The organism is Acinetobacter sp. ANC 4218 (assembly GCF_002135245.1).
Lineage (GTDB): Bacteria > Pseudomonadota > Gammaproteobacteria > Pseudomonadales > Moraxellaceae > Acinetobacter.
In genome coordinates, this window is record NZ_NEGD01000010.1 from 41,649 (window position 1) to 58,500 (window position 16,852).

Below are 16,852 nucleotides of genomic sequence, written 5' to 3' on the forward strand. Positions count from 1 at the left end.
CCTTTAACAGGATGAGCTAATAATAAAACAACCCATTGATATTTTTAAAATTTTATAACCAAAAAATGTGAGTATAATAATGAATAATTTAAAAAATTTATACCAGAGCAGTCTTAGCCATTGTCTTTGTTGGAGCTTAACCTGTCTGCCATTGGCTACACAGGCTGCAGATTTCGTACAGATCAAACCGCATCCTATTGATGCAATTGTGCAGCAGAATATGACACAAAAATCAGTTGCGCCGCCATTAAAAAAAACCGGTAAAATCGATCAGATGCGCATCATGCATATCGATATTGACTATGTATATGATAAAAATAAAGAACAGCAGCAAGAAAATCTTCAGGCTTTATTACAACGTATTAACAAGATTCAACCCAATACCATTTTCTTGCAAGCCTTTGCCGATCCCGATGCCAATGGTTCAGCCAATCAGGTGTACTTTAAAAACCGCCACATCCCGACCAGAGACAATCTTTTTCCTCTTCTTGTCAGCCAGATTCGTAGCAAGACCCAGGTCAAGCATATTTATGCCTGGTTGCCCTTAATGGCGTGGGAGTTTCCAAAAAATTACAAACTGACTTATGTCTCACATAACAACGGCGGAAAACAGGGCTATATTAGAGTTTCACCCTTTGATCCCAAAAATCTTCAATATGTTTCTGAAATTTACTTAGATTTTATCAAATCAAATGCGGTAGATGGTGTGCTCTACCATGATGATATCACACTGAATGATTATGAAGACAGCTCTGCTCCAGCACGGAGTATGTATCGGGCTTGGGGATTTAGTTCAGATCAATTATTAAAACAGCCTCGGCAATCCAAGCAATTACAATTTGCCAAATTCAAAACGGCATATCTGGATCAGTTTGCCGCAGGTATTAGCAGAATCATTAAACAACAACAGCCTCATCTACTGACTGCACGTAATATGTATGCACCCGTAGTATTAGAGCCTCATAGTGAAAACTGGTTTAGTCAATCCATGCCAAGTACTTATCAATATTATGACTACAATGCCATTATGGCGATGCCTTATATGGAAGAAGCGGATGACCATCAACAATTCTATTTCGACCTCATACAACAGTCAAAAAAATACGACCCGGATTTGAGTCATACTATCTTTGAACTGCAAGCATTGAATTGGCGAAACAATCAACAGCTTTCCACCGAAGAAATTGTGGATACCATCAAGTTTTTAGAAAAACACGGGGTAAAACATATTGGTTATTACCCCGATGATTTTGTACAGGAACATCCTCAACCTTCTAAGCTGAAATCCGCTTTTTTAACTGGTGATTAGTCTCAAAGAATTCCAGTAACCCTTTATTATTATAATAAAGGGTTAAATTTCTAGCCTGTTGCATATTGATAATATCTGCCGTATTCACCTTAAAACTGCTGGCAAGTTGGGGTACCGCGACCGCTAATGGAGCTTTTCTACGATCCTTACCTGAAAAGCGGGCCCAGTTATAAGTTGCCCAAAGCAACAGCACGCCAATAAAGCTTAAAATCATTACTACAAGGTTCAATAAACTTAACTGGCTATTGGGTTGAGCTTGTATGACCAGTTGCTGATAAATGGTTTGACTTTCAAACCACCATAAAAATAGGGTCAACACTGGCATAAATAACCACATAAACATAAACCAACCAACGATTTGCAAACTGTAACCCAAGCTTTTATTACGTACATATTCAGGTTGATCAATGTACGCTGGTAGTTCTAATTTTGATTCATCTTCAATTAAATAATATTTATAGACTTTAGTCATTTTCTGGCTCTCCTCTAAATCCACGATCTGGGCTTACCCAACGTGCACGTTTTTGAGTCTTGAAAATCGTTTTAGGTAATGCAACCACAGTCGTCAGCATAGTCAGAATCCAGAAGAACAGTGGATACCAAATGACCCAAAAATAGTTTCTGAAGATTCGGGCTTTATCATAGGGTTTATCAATATATAAGCTAACAAAGAATTGAATCAGGCAAGTTAAACCCAGAATAATCCCGTACCATTGTGGAAAGAGAGATTGAATTGCCCACTCTCCGGGTAAAGAAAAAAATAGGCCATATAGATATAAGATAATAATACCGAACATCACATATGCCCAAACCACACTGATAATAGACTCTAGTGCAATAGGCCACATACGGCGTCGATTCCACCTAAATAAGTTTGGTAAATAAGCAAATAAAACCTCCACTCCTCCTTGTGCCCAACGCAAACGCTGTTTCCACAAGCCGTTGAAGGTTTCAGGCATATAGATATAGCACAATGCTCTTGGGACATATTGCAAGTCCCAATGATCGAACTGTAAGCGCCATGATACATCGATATCCTCCGTGATCATGTCATCACGCCAATATCCAATCCGGTCTAGTGCCGTTTTACGAAAACCAACGATTGCGCCTGAAACAGTAAAGATGCGTCCATAGGTACGTTGTGCACGTTTAATTAATCCAATAATAGAAGAGAATTCACCCACCTGAATTTTGCCCAGAATACTGGAGCGGTTCAAAATACGAGGATTCCCCGTGACTGCCCCAACCCGTGGATATCTTGTTAAATGATGCATCATCCATAACACTGCATGAGGATGGATTAATGCATCACCATCTATACAAACTAGATATTCATTTTGACTCACCATTGCACCGGCACGTAAAGCATAGGCCTTGCCCTGATTTTCAGCCAAATGGACAACCCTGAGTTTTGGATATTTTTGCAAAAGCTCATCTAGAATTTCAGCAGTCTTATCTCGACTACCATCATTGACTGCAATGACTTCAAAATCCGGATACTGCGTTTGCATGGCAAACTTTATGGTATCCCTAACCTGTGCTGCCTCATTAAAACAAGGAATAATGATACTGCATCCATGTTCGCTAGGATGAGGTAACGATGGTTGCTTGCGTTCATGTTTTAAATAGAACCAGATTCCCCCCGCAATCCAAAGCCACGCCATAAATAATGGGTAGAAAAAAGCAAAGCCAAAATATACGTCACTCATTTGAAATAAACTTGAATCAGTCATTATTTCCTCCCCTTCGCAGTATTATTTTCATATGGATTACGATAAGTGAGTGGACTGGTATTAATACTTAGATCTTGGTAAAGATGTCCTTGAACTTGCTGTCCAGCCTTCAATTGATAATTATTAATCCCAATTTTTTGTACGGATAATTTTTTTAATTCCTGATAATATTGTGAATATTCTTTCCAATCACTTCTTTTCCCATTCGGATTTACTGTAAAACTCACGATTAAATACTGTTTTTGTATACTGTTTAATTTTTCCAGTTGTTTTTCTAAAGTTTTAAATATTCCAGAATCTTTCACCGGATCAAATTCAATATAAAGAAAATCATTATTATTTAAACTATATTCCATCAAAGGCATTAATCCATCTACATGCTTATCCTTTAAGGTGATTTTCAAAACAGTTTGATAATTATTACTGATATTGGTGTAATATTTTGCCTGTTTTTTAGCTTGATCTTTTATATCAAAAACCTGTTTTATTTTTTCAGCGCATTCCCCATCCCAAGTCTTTTTCTGTATCGCGCAGTCGAGCTCATCTCCAATATCGATCATTACACCTTCAACTGAAGAATTATATTTAACTAATTCCGCAGTAAGATCTGCAAAATTGAGTCCCTGTTTTGTTTGTAAACTGATCGGTAATTCAGCATACACCCGATTACCCACACGGGTGCGTGCTTGCCAAACTGTACGATTTAATAAATCCTTACGCATACCCAGTTGACGATTAGGAAAATAGGCAACATCTATTTTTCCGTCCCCATTTTCATCCGCTACGGTTTTTAATAAAATAGTATTGGTTTGTAATGCACTAATCTGATCTAAGAATTGCCCCAGTTTTTGATCAAAAATTTTGTCATTGGGACTGACCATTTCAGCCAAATCAAAACGGATATAACTTCTACGCTGTTTGTGGATATCGCTTGCAAAAGTTAAAAAATCCAGCATTTCTGCATGCAACATTTCGGGGGTTGGATTATTCATTACTAGGGCACGTTGATAGGTTTGCCCCGAATCAGCAAGGGTTGACATACTGCCCAAGCTAAATGACATAGGCAAACCAGCTTTTTCTGCAAGTTCTTCACTTTCCTTGGTCACCGCCCCATAAGGCCAGAATATCGCGCGTGTATCTATTCCCAATTCAGTGTCTAAAATTTTCTTGGATTGTTGTAAATCTTCTACAACCCTGTTTTGATAAGCTTGATCAGATTCATAACGTTGATATTTTGGTAAAAATTGACGTGTAATTGCTGCAGGCTGCATACTTTGTTGTGGATTGGCAAGTATGCCCTTATGCATATTGTCCGAATGTGAAACAAACTCTACCAGGCCTGAGCGCTGCATTTCACGCATTTGATCCCAAGACATTAAGCTATTTTGACCATAGGCTTCATAAGCATCTTTGGTATTCCCGTTAATCCAGCTCGTCGGAATAGCAAAAGCAGCGAAATATTTATACTGTTTCAATAATGGAAAAACCCGGGTATAACTACTGAGTGCGCCATCATCAAAGGTCAATAACACTGATTTTTTTGGTAATTTCTTTTTCTTTTGCCGAGCATCCCATACATCTTGCAAACTGATGGCTTGCCAGCCTTCCTGTTTTAGCCAGGCAAAATAGCGTCCTAAATTTTTAGTACTGATTGCATAAAGATCCCGATCTCCTTCACGGGCAACGTCATCTCGAACATCATGAAAAGTAATGGTAACAAATAAGTTATCAGGTATTTCAGTGGTATTTTTGGTTATATTTTGCGTAAAACCCGTCGCAGGAACGGCGAAGACCGTTACCATGACAGCAGAAAGTAAGGTTTTCATCACTTGTTTCATTAAAAAATTCCTTTAAAGCCCACTGTTGCATAAGTTTTTTCTTCATCTTCACCATCATAAGGATGAGTTCCCCATCCTATGCCATAGTTCAGACTCCAAGTCCGGGAAACCTGCCAATCATGTCCATAAAAAACGTTATAAATTGGCTTCGTGGAATAATTATCTTGTCCAAAAGTCCCAGCGGTAGCTTCAAAATTTTGAGTAAAATTGCGGTCATATCTCCGCCACGTAATCCACTCATGCTGTAAGTGCAACTCTGCACTATAACTTTCTTCAGGATTGAAATAGTCCACAATGACATCTTTGTTCTGGCTGTAATAACCCGCTAAAGTCAAACTGGTAAGATGATGCGGAGCCTGGAAAATCTGCTGTTTAAGGTATGCCGAAACCTCTTGGCGTGTATTATCATCATCAATATCAGTTAACTGATAGACCAGACCCGCCTTACGAGATTCATGCTGTTGCCAATTCAAATCAAAAGTATAAGATTTACCTTCATTGCCCTTTCGGATGGCCTGTAATGGAATATCCGCCTGACTATTAAATCTGAATGCATACTGCCAATGATCATTCAGCCATTGTGACCAATTGGCCTTGATCCCAAAACGGTCTTGATCTTGTGGATTATCGATACTCTGAGACAACATGATATTCACTGCTTTACGACGTGATGCCCATTCCAGTCCCAAACCTACGCGTTGATCTTCAATTGTGCCCGTATCATATTCACCAGAACGAAAACTGTGATCTACATAAGTACGATAATTATCAAAAAACCATGGGCTGTGAATGCGGGTAAAATGATCCTGCTCACGGTTCCCCTTCAAACGATTAAGTAAAGCCGAGTTATCGGAATCACTTTCTGAAAAGTTACTCTGATGTTGAATAGAGGCATGATTACGGTCATCAAGCTGTTTTTTATTTTTTATTACGGTCGTATCTTCAGGCATGGTTTGCATGAGTTCAGTACTTTGCAGACGCCATTGCTGGATATTTTCCAAAGCTCGCAGATTTTCTAAATGACGGATCCGGATGCCTTCATCTACAGGTATGACTCCATCCCATTGAGATACAATCCATTCTGCACGCTGTGGGTTTTCACGCATAAGTTGAATGAATGCACGATTATTTTGAAAAAGAACGTTATTCGGTGCTTTTGCAATTAATTGTTCATAGTATTGTTCTGCTTTGGCATATTCTTGACGATAGGCGTAGTTAAGCCCGACTAAAGCTAAATATTCACTCCGGTCATCATGGGTAACCTTATCCACACCTTTAGCATTACTGTATTGGAAAGTAGGTAATGCCTTGTCCATTGTTTTGAGTAATTGATCAGCTTCTTTATATTTCTCTTGTTCAATTAATGAGTAATACAAGCCTGCATATAGCTCAAAATGAGCATAGTTCTTTTCATTCAATAAGCTTTTATAAATTTTTTCAGCTATTTGAGGTTGTTGATTCTTAAAGTAAGCATCTGCAATCGCTTGACGCACATAAGGAGGCATCTGTTCTAGAGGCACTCCTGTTTTTGAAATTTGTTCAAAAACTTTTTTAGAGCGATTTCGCTCGTTTAAGGCATAGATGTATTCATAATAAAAACGGCGTTTCCAACTCGGATCATTCGGCAATTGTGATTCGTATTGCTCCATATCTGCGAGCACTTCATCGAGTTGCTGGTACGGCTGTTTTCGTCCTCGATAAATTGAAAGTTTATAATATTCCACAGCATTTTGAATCCGCTGAGAAAATTCACTAATTTTGGCATTGGCTCTGAGATCAGTATTCTCTTTTAATGAGTTACTGTTTTGTATAAAGTTTTCCGCATTAGCGTAATCTGCATTATTCAGTAATGCTAATGCATACTGCTCCTCGGTACCCATATCCTTGCTCTTTTCAAGAGCCAGATTAGCCGTATTCAATGCCTCAACAGGCATATCTAGTATCCGGTAAGTATAGGAAAGCTGTGCTAAATAATCTGCTTCGACTTGATTAATATCAACTTGAGAAAGGGTTTTTTTCGCCTGAGCCTTTTTACCGGCTTCTGCTTGTAATATTCCTGCCCAAACGATCCATTGTTGATTAGAATCGGTTTTGGCAAAGTTTTTGGCCCAGTTTTCTGCAAGCTCAAATTTCTTTAAGTCGCGTAATGCCTTAATAACATATATTTTTCCATAGTCTGGAAATTGTTGAATTTGAATACCCTTCAGGTAGCGAATATCTGATTCTGCAAATTTTTTATTTTCATAAGCCATTACTACAAAATCAGCAATCAATTTTTGATTATTGGGATAACGCCCCAATAATTGCCTGAGTTTTTGTAATCCAGTATCCACCTGGCCTTGTTTAATTAAAGGTACAATTTTTTCACGTTGTTGATCAACAACGTCTTTATAGATCAATTCTGCGAATGACAATGTAGAAAAAAGTAAAGTCCCACAGGAGATCGATAGTATAGTGAGATTAAAGTTCATAATTAAAATATTCTTTATTCATTGTTATTAATGGTCACATTGTAATCCACAATATATAAATAAAAGACCATATTAACAAAAATATTGTGTATAATTTTGTGTTTTTATTATTTTATGCGATAAATATCACATTATTTTAATTGTGAAATATATTATTTTTTTTATCTTGGCGAATTATTTTAACAACAATATTTTATTTATTTAATAATTAATTTTTTTATATAATTCTTTATCTTAACCACTTTATAAAAACATTATTACTCAATTACTCAAAATAAATATCTTGTATAAATCAAAAATGCTCAATAAGTTGAGTATTTTTATTCATACAGAAAAGGTATGTTCTATTATTATAGGAACATAAAATATTCAAAAGTTAAAATATTATCAAGCAGTCAATTCAAATGACTTATTGGAATACAACCTAGAATCTTTTTAGAAGTGCACGAAGTATTAAAAATAAGCCAAGCAAATACCTGACGAGGCAGACCTTTTAGCCTTTTACCGAAAGATTAACCATTAATGAGTCTAAGTTATTGGCATAAGGAAGTACACATGATTTTCATTGTCTAATGATCAGCACAAGAAGCAGAGATATCAAGCCCTTATGCTTATTGATAAAGAGTAACCAGCTTTAAGCCGATTAGGGATCAGACACCGACCACATTTTCAGCAAGTAAAACAACCCATTAACTTTCTTACATAAGCAGATTAATCGAGAAATGGGCGAACATCGTATTCGAACTGAGCAGGTAAATGGTAAATTAAAGATTTTTCAAGATTCTTGCTACACTTTACTGTAGTCGATGTAAAGGTACGGGTTTAAGTCTAAATTTGATTGCTGCAATTTACAACATTGAAATGATTTAAAAAGTGATTTTGCAAAAAGTCTAGTTTCTCATTTTTTATATGAAGTTTTTTCAATGTCAGATACCCTGCTTATCAAAGACCATAAAATAAAAAGCCCTCAATTGAGAGCTTTCAAGTTTATTGATTGACTCAGGCCAGGTTTTGGCGTTTTAAAACTTCTAGCATAGTTGATCCGAGCTCTGCAGGACTACGCGTATAAGCCATACCCGCTTTTTCAAAGGCTGCAAATTTTTCTTCTGCTGTGCCCTTACCGCCAGAAATAATTGCACCTGCATGCCCCATACGCTTACCTTTTGGTGCAGTCACACCTGCAATATAGCCCACAACCGGCTTGGTGACATGAGACTGAATATATTCAGCTGCTTCCTCTTCTGCGGTACCGCCAATTTCACCAATCATGATAATGGCTTCGGTCTGCGGGTCTTCTTGGAACAACTTCAAGCAATCAATCTGGTTCATGCCTGGAATTGGGTCTCCCCCAATGCCAATACAGGTTGACTGACCTAAACCGAGCTTTGTAGTCTGAGCTACAGCTTCATAGGTTAGTGTACCCGAACGTGAGATAATTCCGATTTTACCTGGCTGATGAATATGTCCTGGCATAATACCGATTTTACATTCTCCCGGGGTAATAATACCCGGACAGTTTGGACCGATTAAACGCGCACCATTACCATTGGTTTCAAGATAACGCTTGGCCTTTAACATATCTAAAGTCGGCACACCTTCAGTAATTACAACAATAAGTTCAATCCCAGAATCTACTGCCTCTACAATTGAATCCAATACAAATGGTGCAGGTACATAAATGACCGAGGCATCTGCGCCTGTTTCTTTGACTGCATCTTTCATGGTGTTGAATACAGGTAGGTTTAAATGGCTTTGCCCCCCCTTACCGGGCGTTACACCACCGACGACTTTGGTACCATAAGCCAATGCTTGCTCTGAGTGAAACGTACCATTTTTACCGGTAAAACCTTGTACCAATACTTTGGTGTCTTTATTAATTAATACGCTCATGATTGATACTCCTTAAGCTTTTACCGCAGCAACAATTTTTTCTGCTGCATCAGCTAAACCTGATGCAGAGATTAACGTAAGTCCAGATTCATCCAATAACCTGGCACCCAGTTCTGCGTTATTCCCTTCTAAACGCACAACGACCGGCACGGTTACATGAACTTCCTGGACCGCTGCAATAATGGCTTCAGCAATCATGTCACAACGTACAATTCCACCAAAAATATTAATTAAAACCCCTTGTACCGAGCTGTCTGCCAAAATAATTTTAAACGCTTCAATGACGCGCTCTTTGGTTGCACCACCGCCAACATCAAGGAAGTTCGCAGGCTGACCACCATACAGTTTGATGATGTCCATAGTTGCCATAGCAAGCCCCGCTCCATTGACCATACATCCAATGTTACCTTTTAAGGCTACATAATTCAGGTCATGTTCTGAAGCTTTTAATTCGCGTTCATTTTCCTGAGACTTGTCACGCATCGCTACAATTTCGGGTAAACGGTATAAGGCGTTAGAGTCGATCCCGACTTTGGCATCCACACATAAGATGTCACCATTTTCACGAACTGAAAGTGGGTTAATCTCAAATAGGGCAAAATCATTTTCAATAAATGCCTGATAAGCTGCGGTCATAATTTTGACAAACTGATTGATCTGGCCATCTTTCAAATGAAGAGCAAAAGCCACTTCACGAGCTTGAAATGGCATCAGTCCAACCAATGGATCAACTTCGACTTTTATAATTTTTTCTGGGGTTTCTTCAGCCACTTTTTCAATTTCGACCCCACCTTCAGTCGATGCCATAAAAGTTACACGACGGCTGGAACGGTCGACTACTGCACCAAGATACAGCTCGCGTTCAACCGGATAAACATCTTCAGAGACTAAAATGCTGTTGACTGGTTGTCCACTGGCATCCGTCTGATAAGTCACTAAACGAGTACCAATGATCTGATTGGCATAGTCTGCAGCTTCTTGTGCAGACTTCACGACTTTTACCCCACCAGCCTTACCGCGTCCCCCGGCATGTACTTGAGCTTTGAGTACTGCAAATTTACCACCAAGCTGCTCAAAAGCTTTTACGGTTTCTTCTGCATTTGTTGCCAAGATACCCTCTTGAACCGGCATCCCATATTTTTTTAATAACGTTTTTGCTTGATACTCATGTAAATTCATTGAACAACCTTTTAGTACTTATTTGACTTTGTTATTACGTTCACCAATATCTTTTGGTTCACATCAATCAATATTGGTATTTTGAGAACTTAAAATGATTCTTATCTTTATTTTTAGATGATTGTTCTAATAAAAACAACTATCAAATGTAAAAAGAGCGACCTAAGCCGCTCTTTTTGTCTTACTTACGCTTACGCTGAATCGCGTGAATCGCTCGTCCATCTACTGCAAGTGCAGCTTCATGAACCACTTCAGAGAAGGTTGGATGGCCAAAAGTCATCAACTGTAAATCTTCAACTGAAGATACAAACTCAAGTGCAATCATACCTTGGTGTACGATATCAGACGCAGCTGGTCCAATCACATGCATACCAAGTAAACGGTCAGTTTTTGCATCAGCAACAAACTTCACGAAACCAGCACCTTCGCCCGCAGCTAAAGCACGGCCATTTACAGCAAAACCGAATTGACCAGTTTTAACTTCGTGGCCTTTTTCTTTGGCTTGCTCTTCTGTTAAACCGACCCACGCTGCTTCCGGGTAAGTATAGATAACAGAAATAATCGTGTCGTAGTTCACTTGTGCAGCATGACCATGAATACGCTCTACAGCCATTACGCCTTCTTCCATTGCTTTGTGTGCAAGCATTGGACCACGTACCAAGTCACCAATTGCATATACGCCTTCCACAGAAGTCGCACACCAATCGTTCACTTCAACCAGACCGCGTTCAGTCAGTTTAATGCCACAATCATCCGCCAATAAACCTTCAGCATAAGCACGACGGCCTACACAAACGATCAACTTATCGAAAGTTTGCTCTTTGTCTTCACCGCCTTGAGTGTACTTAACAGTCACTTCACGACCGTTAATTTCAGTACCAGACACTTTCGCGCCTACACGGATATCAAGACCTTGCTTAGTTAACAGTTTCTGGAAGTCTTTTGCCAATGCTTTATCAGCCATTGGCAAGAATGCATCCATTGCTTCAAATACAACAACTTCTGCACCTAAACGACGCCATACTGAACCAAGCTCAAGACCAATCACGCCTGCACCAATGACACCTAAACGTTTAGGCACTTCTGGGAATTCAAGCGCGCCTGTTGAATCAACAATGATGTCTTGATCAACAGGAGCTACAGGAATATTTACTGGCACGGAACCAGTGGCAAGAATGACATACTTAGGCTCTAAAACTTGAGTTTCACCTTCGTTAGAAACGAACTCAACTTTTTTACCTGCCAGTAATTTACCAGTACCTTTTAACCATTCAACACCGTTACCTTTTAATAACTGGTCAATACCGCCAGTCAACTGGTCAACGATTTTATCTTTACGTGCTAGAAGCTTAGACAAGTCGAAACTTACTTCACCAGTGGTAATACCGTGATCATCTAAATGTTTTACGGTGTCTTCATAACGGTGTGAAGAATCAAGTAATGCCTTAGACGGGATACAACCCACGTTTAAGCAAGTACCACCTAAAGAAGGTTTGCCTTTATGAATACGTTTTTCGATACACGCAACTTTAAAACCAAGTTGAGCTGCACGAATTGCAGCTTCATAACCACCTGGTCCACCGCCAATTACTACTAAATCAAATTGTTGAGACATTATGCTCTCCAAAAATGGGCTTAGAGGATCGCTCTAAGCCCATGGATTTATTCTATAAAATTAAAGATCAAGGATAAGACGAGCAGGTTCTTCTAACAATTCTTTGATTGCTACAAGGAAACCTACAGCTTCTTTACCATCAATTAAACGGTGGTCATAAGAAAGTGCTAGATACATCATTGGCAAGATTTCTACTTGACCATTCACTGCCATAGGACGGTCTTGGATTTTGTGCATACCCAAGATTGCAGTTTGTGGTGTGTTCAAAATTGGGGTAGAAAGCAATGAACCAAAAGTACCACCGTTAGTAATAGTGAATGTACCACCAGTCATGTCTTCAATGCCCAACTTACCGTCACGTGCCTTAACAGCATAAGCGCGAATACCGTTTTCTACTTCAGCATAGTTCATACGGTCAGTATCACGTAATACAGGAACCACTAGACCACGGTCGCTTGATACAGCTACACCGATGTCATAGTAACCGTGATAAACAATGTCATCACCATCGATAGACGCGTTTACAGCAGGGTAGCGTTTCAGTGCTTCTGTCGCTGCTTTAACGAAGAATGACATGAAGCCTAGACGTGCACCATGACGCTTTTCAAATGCATCTTTATATTGAGCACGCATTTCCATGATTGGTTTCATGTTCACTTCGTTGAACGTAGTCAACATTGCTGTTGATTGAGTTGCAGCAAGTAAACGTTCAGCAACACGTTTACGAAGACGAGTCATAGGAACACGTTTTTCGATACGTTCACCAACAGCAACGCTTAACGGCGCAGCAGCAGGAGCAGCCGGTTTAGCTTGATGGTTTGCAACATCTTCTTTAGTGATGCGGCCACCGCGACCAGTACCAGCTACATCGCTCGCTGCAATACCAGTTTCAGTCAATGCTTTACGCACTGCTGGAGCTTGATCAGCAACTGGTTGAGCACGCTCAACAACAGGTGCATTACCCGCTTGAGTTTGTGCAGCCGCTTGTTCAACTTTTTCTTCAGATTGAACCGCTTGAGTTTGAGCAGCGCCAGAAACAGCGCCCTCTTCAAACTGTGCAATCACTTCAGCTGAAAGAACTGTATCACCTTCATTTTTAATGATTGATGCAATTGTACCGTCAGCAGGAGCAACAACTTCTAAAACAACTTTATCAGTTTCAATATCGCAGATCACTTCATCACGTGATACAGCTTCACCTGGTTGTTTGTGCCAAGTTGCAATCGTACCGTCTGCAACTGACTCTGGGAATACCGGTGCTTTAATTTCGGTTGCCATTACTTAGAATCTCCTGATTGTTCAGCTGCAATCGCTAATGCGTCATTTACCAGCTGAGCTTGTTGTTTTGCATGCAAATATGGTGAACCGCAAGCTGGCGCAGCAGAAGCTGGACGACCTGCGTAGCTAACACGTACCTGTTTACCTGTTTTCATTACATCGTCATATAAACGAGGAGCAATGAATAACCAAGCACCTTGGTTTTTCGGCTCTTCTTGAGTCCAAACCACTTCTTTTAGATTTGGATAAGAAGCAAGTACTTCAGCAATACGTTGTTCTGGATATGGGTACAATTGTTCGATACGAACGATTGCAGTGTTGTTTAATTCCTGTTCACGACGTTTTTCAAGTAAATCGTAATAAACCTTACCACCACAAAGCACCAGACGAGTTACATCAGACTTGTTGATGTTGTCGATTTCGTCAATCACAGTCTGGAATGAACCATTTGCAAGCTCTTCAAGCGTAGAGGTTGCAAGTTTGTGACGAAGCAATGACTTCGGTGACATGATGATCATTGGTTTGCGGATTGGACGAAGTGCTTGACGACGCATCGCATGGAAAATTTGCGCTGGTGTAGTCGGTGTCATCACCTGCATGTTGTCTTCAGCACAAAGCTGTAAGAAACGTTCTAAACGTGCAGATGAATGCTCTGGACCTTGACCTTCAAAACCATGTGGAAGAAGCATGGTTAAACCACACACGCGTTCCCATTTGGTTTCACCAGATGCGATGAACTGGTCAATTACAACTTGCGCACAGTTAGCGAAGTCACCGAACTGAGCTTCCCAGATAATCAAGCTCTTAGGAAGAGTCGTTGCATAACCGTATTCAAATGCAAGTACCGCCATTTCTGACAATAAAGAGTCATAAATTGCTGTACGTGGCTGGTTTTCTTTCAAGTTACATAATGGAATGTAAGTTGAACCGTCTACCTGGTTATGCAATTTCGCATGACGGTGTGAGAAAGTACCACGACCGACGTCTTCACCAGTTAAACGAACCAGGAAGCCTTCATCTAGAATAGTTGCATACGCTAAAGTTTCTGCAGCCCCCCAGTTCAGCGGCATTTCACCAGTTTGCATTTTCAAGCGGTCATCAATCACTTTTGCAACCTGACGCTGCATAACGAAGCCTTCTGGAAGCTCACGCATTTTGGTACCGAGTTCTTTCAAGCGTTCGATTGGGAATGATGTATCCCATACGTCTGTGTACTCGTGACCCAGGTATGGAGACCAATCGACAAACATTTTGGTATTTGGTTCAAGTACCAATGCATTGGCAACATGCTTGCCTGCTTCAAGGTCTGAACGGTATTGTTCAACCATTGCATCAGCAGCAGCGCGATCCAGAACATTTTGTTGTACAAGTTGGTCAGCATAAAGCGTACGAGTGGTCGCTTTTTTGTTAATCACTTGATACATCATTGGTTGAGTTGCAGCCGGCTCATCCGCTTCGTTGTGACCACGACGACGGTAACAGAACATGTCAATTACAACGTCTTTACGGAAAGTGTGACGGAAGTCATGTGCCAATTGAGAAACAAACAATACAGCTTCAGGATCATCACCATTGACATGGAAGATCGGTGCCTGAATCATTTTCGCGATATCAGTACAGTATTCTGTAGAACGTGCATCACGTGGGTCAGAAGTTGTGAAGCCCACCTGGTTGTTAACAACGATGTGAACTGTACCACCTACGGTATAACCACGTGTTTGTGACATCTGGAAGGTTTCTTGGTTTACACCTTGACCTGCAAATGCGGCATCACCATGAACAATGATTGGCAATACATCATCACCACCAATGTCTTTGCGACGGACTTGACGTGCACGTACAGAACCTTCAACTACAGGTCCAACGATTTCCAAGTGAGATGGGTTAAATGCCAATGCCAAGTGAACTTCGCCACCCGGAGTCATCACATTAGATGAGAAACCTTGGTGATATTTAACGTCACCAGAACCTTTTTTGTGCAGTGATTTACCTTCAAATTCACCAAACAGGTCAGCCGGGTTTTTACCCATAATGTTGACCAGCAAGTTCAAACGGCCACGGTGCGGCATACCGATTACAACTTCTTTACAGCCTACAGAGCCTGCACGTTGAATCAGTTCATTCACCATCGGGATGAAGGATTCACCACCTTCTACACCAAAGCGTTTTGCACCAACGTATTTATTACCGAGGTATTTTTCCAGACCTTCAGCTGCTGTCAGACGTTCTAAGACGTGTTTTTTCTGCTCAGCAGTGAAACCGAATTGACCTTTTGCACTTTCAAGGCGTTGTTGAATCCAGCGTTTTTCTTTGGTATCAACAATATGCATGTATTCAGCACCAATAGAAGCGCAATAAGTTGCTTCCATCGCCTGAACCATTTCAGCTAGAGTTGCTTCACTCTTACCGATTGCAAGGTTGCCTGTGTTAAATACTGTATCTAAATCAGATTGAGTCAAACCATGCGCAGCAAGATCAAGATCAGGTACGATTTCACGCTTAGCCAAACCTAGTGGATCTAATTTTGCTTTTTGATGACCACGGTTACGATAAGCCGCAATTAGTTGCAATACGCCAATTTGACGACGCTCATGCTCAGAACTTACAGCACTTTGAATTACAGGTTGAACGCGACTTGAGTTGCGACCTAATAAAAGGAATTGCTCACGTACATTGCTATGTGGTTGATCACCTTTAGGGAATTTACCGAAGTATTCCTGCCAGTCAGCACCTACTGAATCTGGAGCCGTCAAATACTGCTCATAAAGTTCTTCAATATACGCTGCACTGTCAGCGCTAAGTTCAGTGTCAAGACGCAGTGCGTCAGCAACTTCTTGCATTTGTGGACCCATTTCCTATTGCAAAAACATTTTCAGGATGCTTTTTAAGCGAACCCATGATTAATAATGTCAAATTGGTAATATGACATTAGTCCCCATAAGGCATAAGCCATGAGGCGTGATCACTACATTAGGAATAACCCAATGTGAATAATGAATCATAACGCCCCCATTGGCATCATCACTCATTGATATATACTCGACCAAGACCGAGCAATTTTTTGCAAATCGACTTAGAAAAAATAACTACGCGACTTAATTTTTCTAAAGCGATTTATATCTATTTATAAACCTTATACATAATTTCAGATGTTGAAAAAATGTACGCAAATACAGTGCTTTTTTTAAATATAGCTTTGTGCCAAATCGTAACATGTTCTCCAGTTGCAATTGATTTTTTTGACACATACCTCTCATAACTCAGCGAAATACATATCCTCCATTTTCATCTAACATATGGTGCTTTATCTCATAATTAGATTCAATCTAGACCAAAGTCCTACCCCACGCCCACACATATAACAAAAGAGAGCTCAATATTTAAACTGGCTCTCTTTATATGCGTTATATGATAACATTTTAATCTCAACTTTGCAGATTCAAGCCTACAATTAGTGCTTTAATCACTCACTCAAACAATCCCACCACACTTAGACCGCTTTTAAGCAAGATTCCGTCTCTACTTTAATCAATTATATA

10 protein-coding genes are annotated in these 16,852 nt (G+C 39.9%); 1 reads left to right on the forward strand and 9 read right to left on the reverse strand.

Features of this window, described 5'->3' with window-relative positions; genetic code table 11:
* The first annotated feature begins 79 nt into the window (after positions 1 to 79).
* Positions 80 to 1,309 (forward strand): poly-beta-1,6-N-acetyl-D-glucosamine N-deacetylase PgaB, encoded by a 1,230-nt coding sequence (pgaB, locus tag B9T38_RS10860; RefSeq protein ID WP_086196813.1) that lies wholly within the window; start codon positions 80 to 82, stop codon positions 1,307 to 1,309.
* On the opposite strand, the gene pgaD is transcribed toward pgaB (B9T38_RS10860), so the two are convergent.
* The 9 genes from pgaD to B9T38_RS10905 form a co-directional block, all read right to left on the reverse strand.
* The gene (gene pgaD / locus B9T38_RS10865) at positions 1,275 to 1,781 is read right to left on the reverse strand and encodes a poly-beta-1,6-N-acetyl-D-glucosamine biosynthesis protein PgaD (RefSeq protein WP_086196814.1); all 507 of its coding nucleotides are present in this window, start codon (positions 1,779 to 1,781) and stop codon (positions 1,275 to 1,277) included. The genes pgaB (B9T38_RS10860) and pgaD overlap by 35 nt on opposite strands.
* A complete protein-coding gene (gene pgaC, locus B9T38_RS10870) occupies positions 1,774 to 3,042 on the reverse strand; it encodes a poly-beta-1,6-N-acetyl-D-glucosamine synthase (RefSeq protein WP_086196815.1) in 1,269 nt (422 codons plus the stop codon). Before pgaC ends, pgaD begins: the two co-directional genes overlap by 8 nt.
* On the reverse strand, positions 3,042 to 4,880 hold the full coding sequence (gene pgaB, locus B9T38_RS10875) for a poly-beta-1,6-N-acetyl-D-glucosamine N-deacetylase PgaB (protein WP_086196816.1): 1,839 nt from the start codon (positions 4,878 to 4,880) through the stop codon (positions 3,042 to 3,044). The genes pgaC and pgaB (B9T38_RS10875) overlap by 1 nt, the downstream gene beginning before the upstream one ends.
* The gene (gene pgaA, locus B9T38_RS10880) at positions 4,880 to 7,351 is read right to left on the reverse strand and encodes a poly-beta-1,6 N-acetyl-D-glucosamine export porin PgaA (protein ID WP_171263228.1); all 2,472 of its coding nucleotides are present in this window, start codon (positions 7,349 to 7,351) and stop codon (positions 4,880 to 4,882) included. The genes pgaB (B9T38_RS10875) and pgaA overlap by 1 nt, the downstream gene beginning before the upstream one ends.
* Before the next feature lie 999 nt (positions 7,352 to 8,350).
* Positions 8,351 to 9,241, reverse strand: coding sequence for a succinate--CoA ligase subunit alpha (sucD, locus tag B9T38_RS10885; protein ID WP_086196818.1), 891 nt, complete (start codon positions 9,239 to 9,241; stop codon positions 8,351 to 8,353).
* 12 nt (positions 9,242 to 9,253) lie between these two features.
* Positions 9,254 to 10,420: an ADP-forming succinate--CoA ligase subunit beta gene (gene sucC, locus B9T38_RS10890; protein WP_086196819.1), complete on the reverse strand. Its 1,167-nt coding sequence runs from the start codon at positions 10,418 to 10,420 to the stop codon at positions 9,254 to 9,256.
* Positions 10,421 to 10,601: 181 nt separating this feature from the next.
* Positions 10,602 to 12,035 carry a dihydrolipoyl dehydrogenase gene (lpdA, locus tag B9T38_RS10895; protein ID WP_086196820.1) on the reverse strand — a complete coding sequence of 478 codons (1,434 nt, stop codon included), beginning with the start codon at positions 12,033 to 12,035 and terminating at the stop codon, positions 10,602 to 10,604.
* Between the two features lie 60 nt (positions 12,036 to 12,095).
* Positions 12,096 to 13,313, reverse strand: coding sequence for a 2-oxoglutarate dehydrogenase complex dihydrolipoyllysine-residue succinyltransferase (gene odhB, locus B9T38_RS10900; RefSeq protein ID WP_086196821.1), 1,218 nt, complete (start codon positions 13,311 to 13,313; stop codon positions 12,096 to 12,098).
* A complete protein-coding gene (locus B9T38_RS10905) occupies positions 13,313 to 16,153 on the reverse strand; it encodes a 2-oxoglutarate dehydrogenase E1 component (protein WP_086196928.1) in 2,841 nt (946 codons plus the stop codon). Before B9T38_RS10905 ends, odhB begins: the two co-directional genes overlap by 1 nt.
* Positions 16,154 to 16,852: the final 699 nt, after the last annotated feature.

Coding starts and splice junctions, on each gene's coding strand:
- pgaB (WP_086196813.1), top strand. CDS start 80: ATGAATAATTTAAAAAATTTATACCAGAGCAGTCTTAGCCATTGTCTT.
- pgaD (WP_086196814.1), bottom strand. CDS start 1,781: ATGACTAAAGTCTATAAATATTATTTAATTGAAGATGAATCAAAATTA.
- pgaC (WP_086196815.1), bottom strand. CDS start 3,042: ATGACTGATTCAAGTTTATTTCAAATGAGTGACGTATATTTTGGCTTT.
- pgaB (WP_086196816.1), bottom strand. CDS start 4,880: ATGAAACAAGTGATGAAAACCTTACTTTCTGCTGTCATGGTAACGGTC.
- pgaA (WP_171263228.1), bottom strand. CDS start 7,351: ATGAACTTTAATCTCACTATACTATCGATCTCCTGTGGGACTTTACTT.
- sucD (WP_086196818.1), bottom strand. CDS start 9,241: ATGAGCGTATTAATTAATAAAGACACCAAAGTATTGGTACAAGGTTTT.
- sucC (WP_086196819.1), bottom strand. CDS start 10,420: ATGAATTTACATGAGTATCAAGCAAAAACGTTATTAAAAAAATATGGG.
- lpdA (WP_086196820.1), bottom strand. CDS start 12,035: ATGTCTCAACAATTTGATTTAGTAGTAATTGGCGGTGGACCAGGTGGT.
- odhB (WP_086196821.1), bottom strand. CDS start 13,313: ATGGCAACCGAAATTAAAGCACCGGTATTCCCAGAGTCAGTTGCAGAC.
- B9T38_RS10905 (WP_086196928.1), bottom strand. CDS start 16,153: ATGCAAGAAGTTGCTGACGCACTGCGTCTTGACACTGAACTTAGCGCT.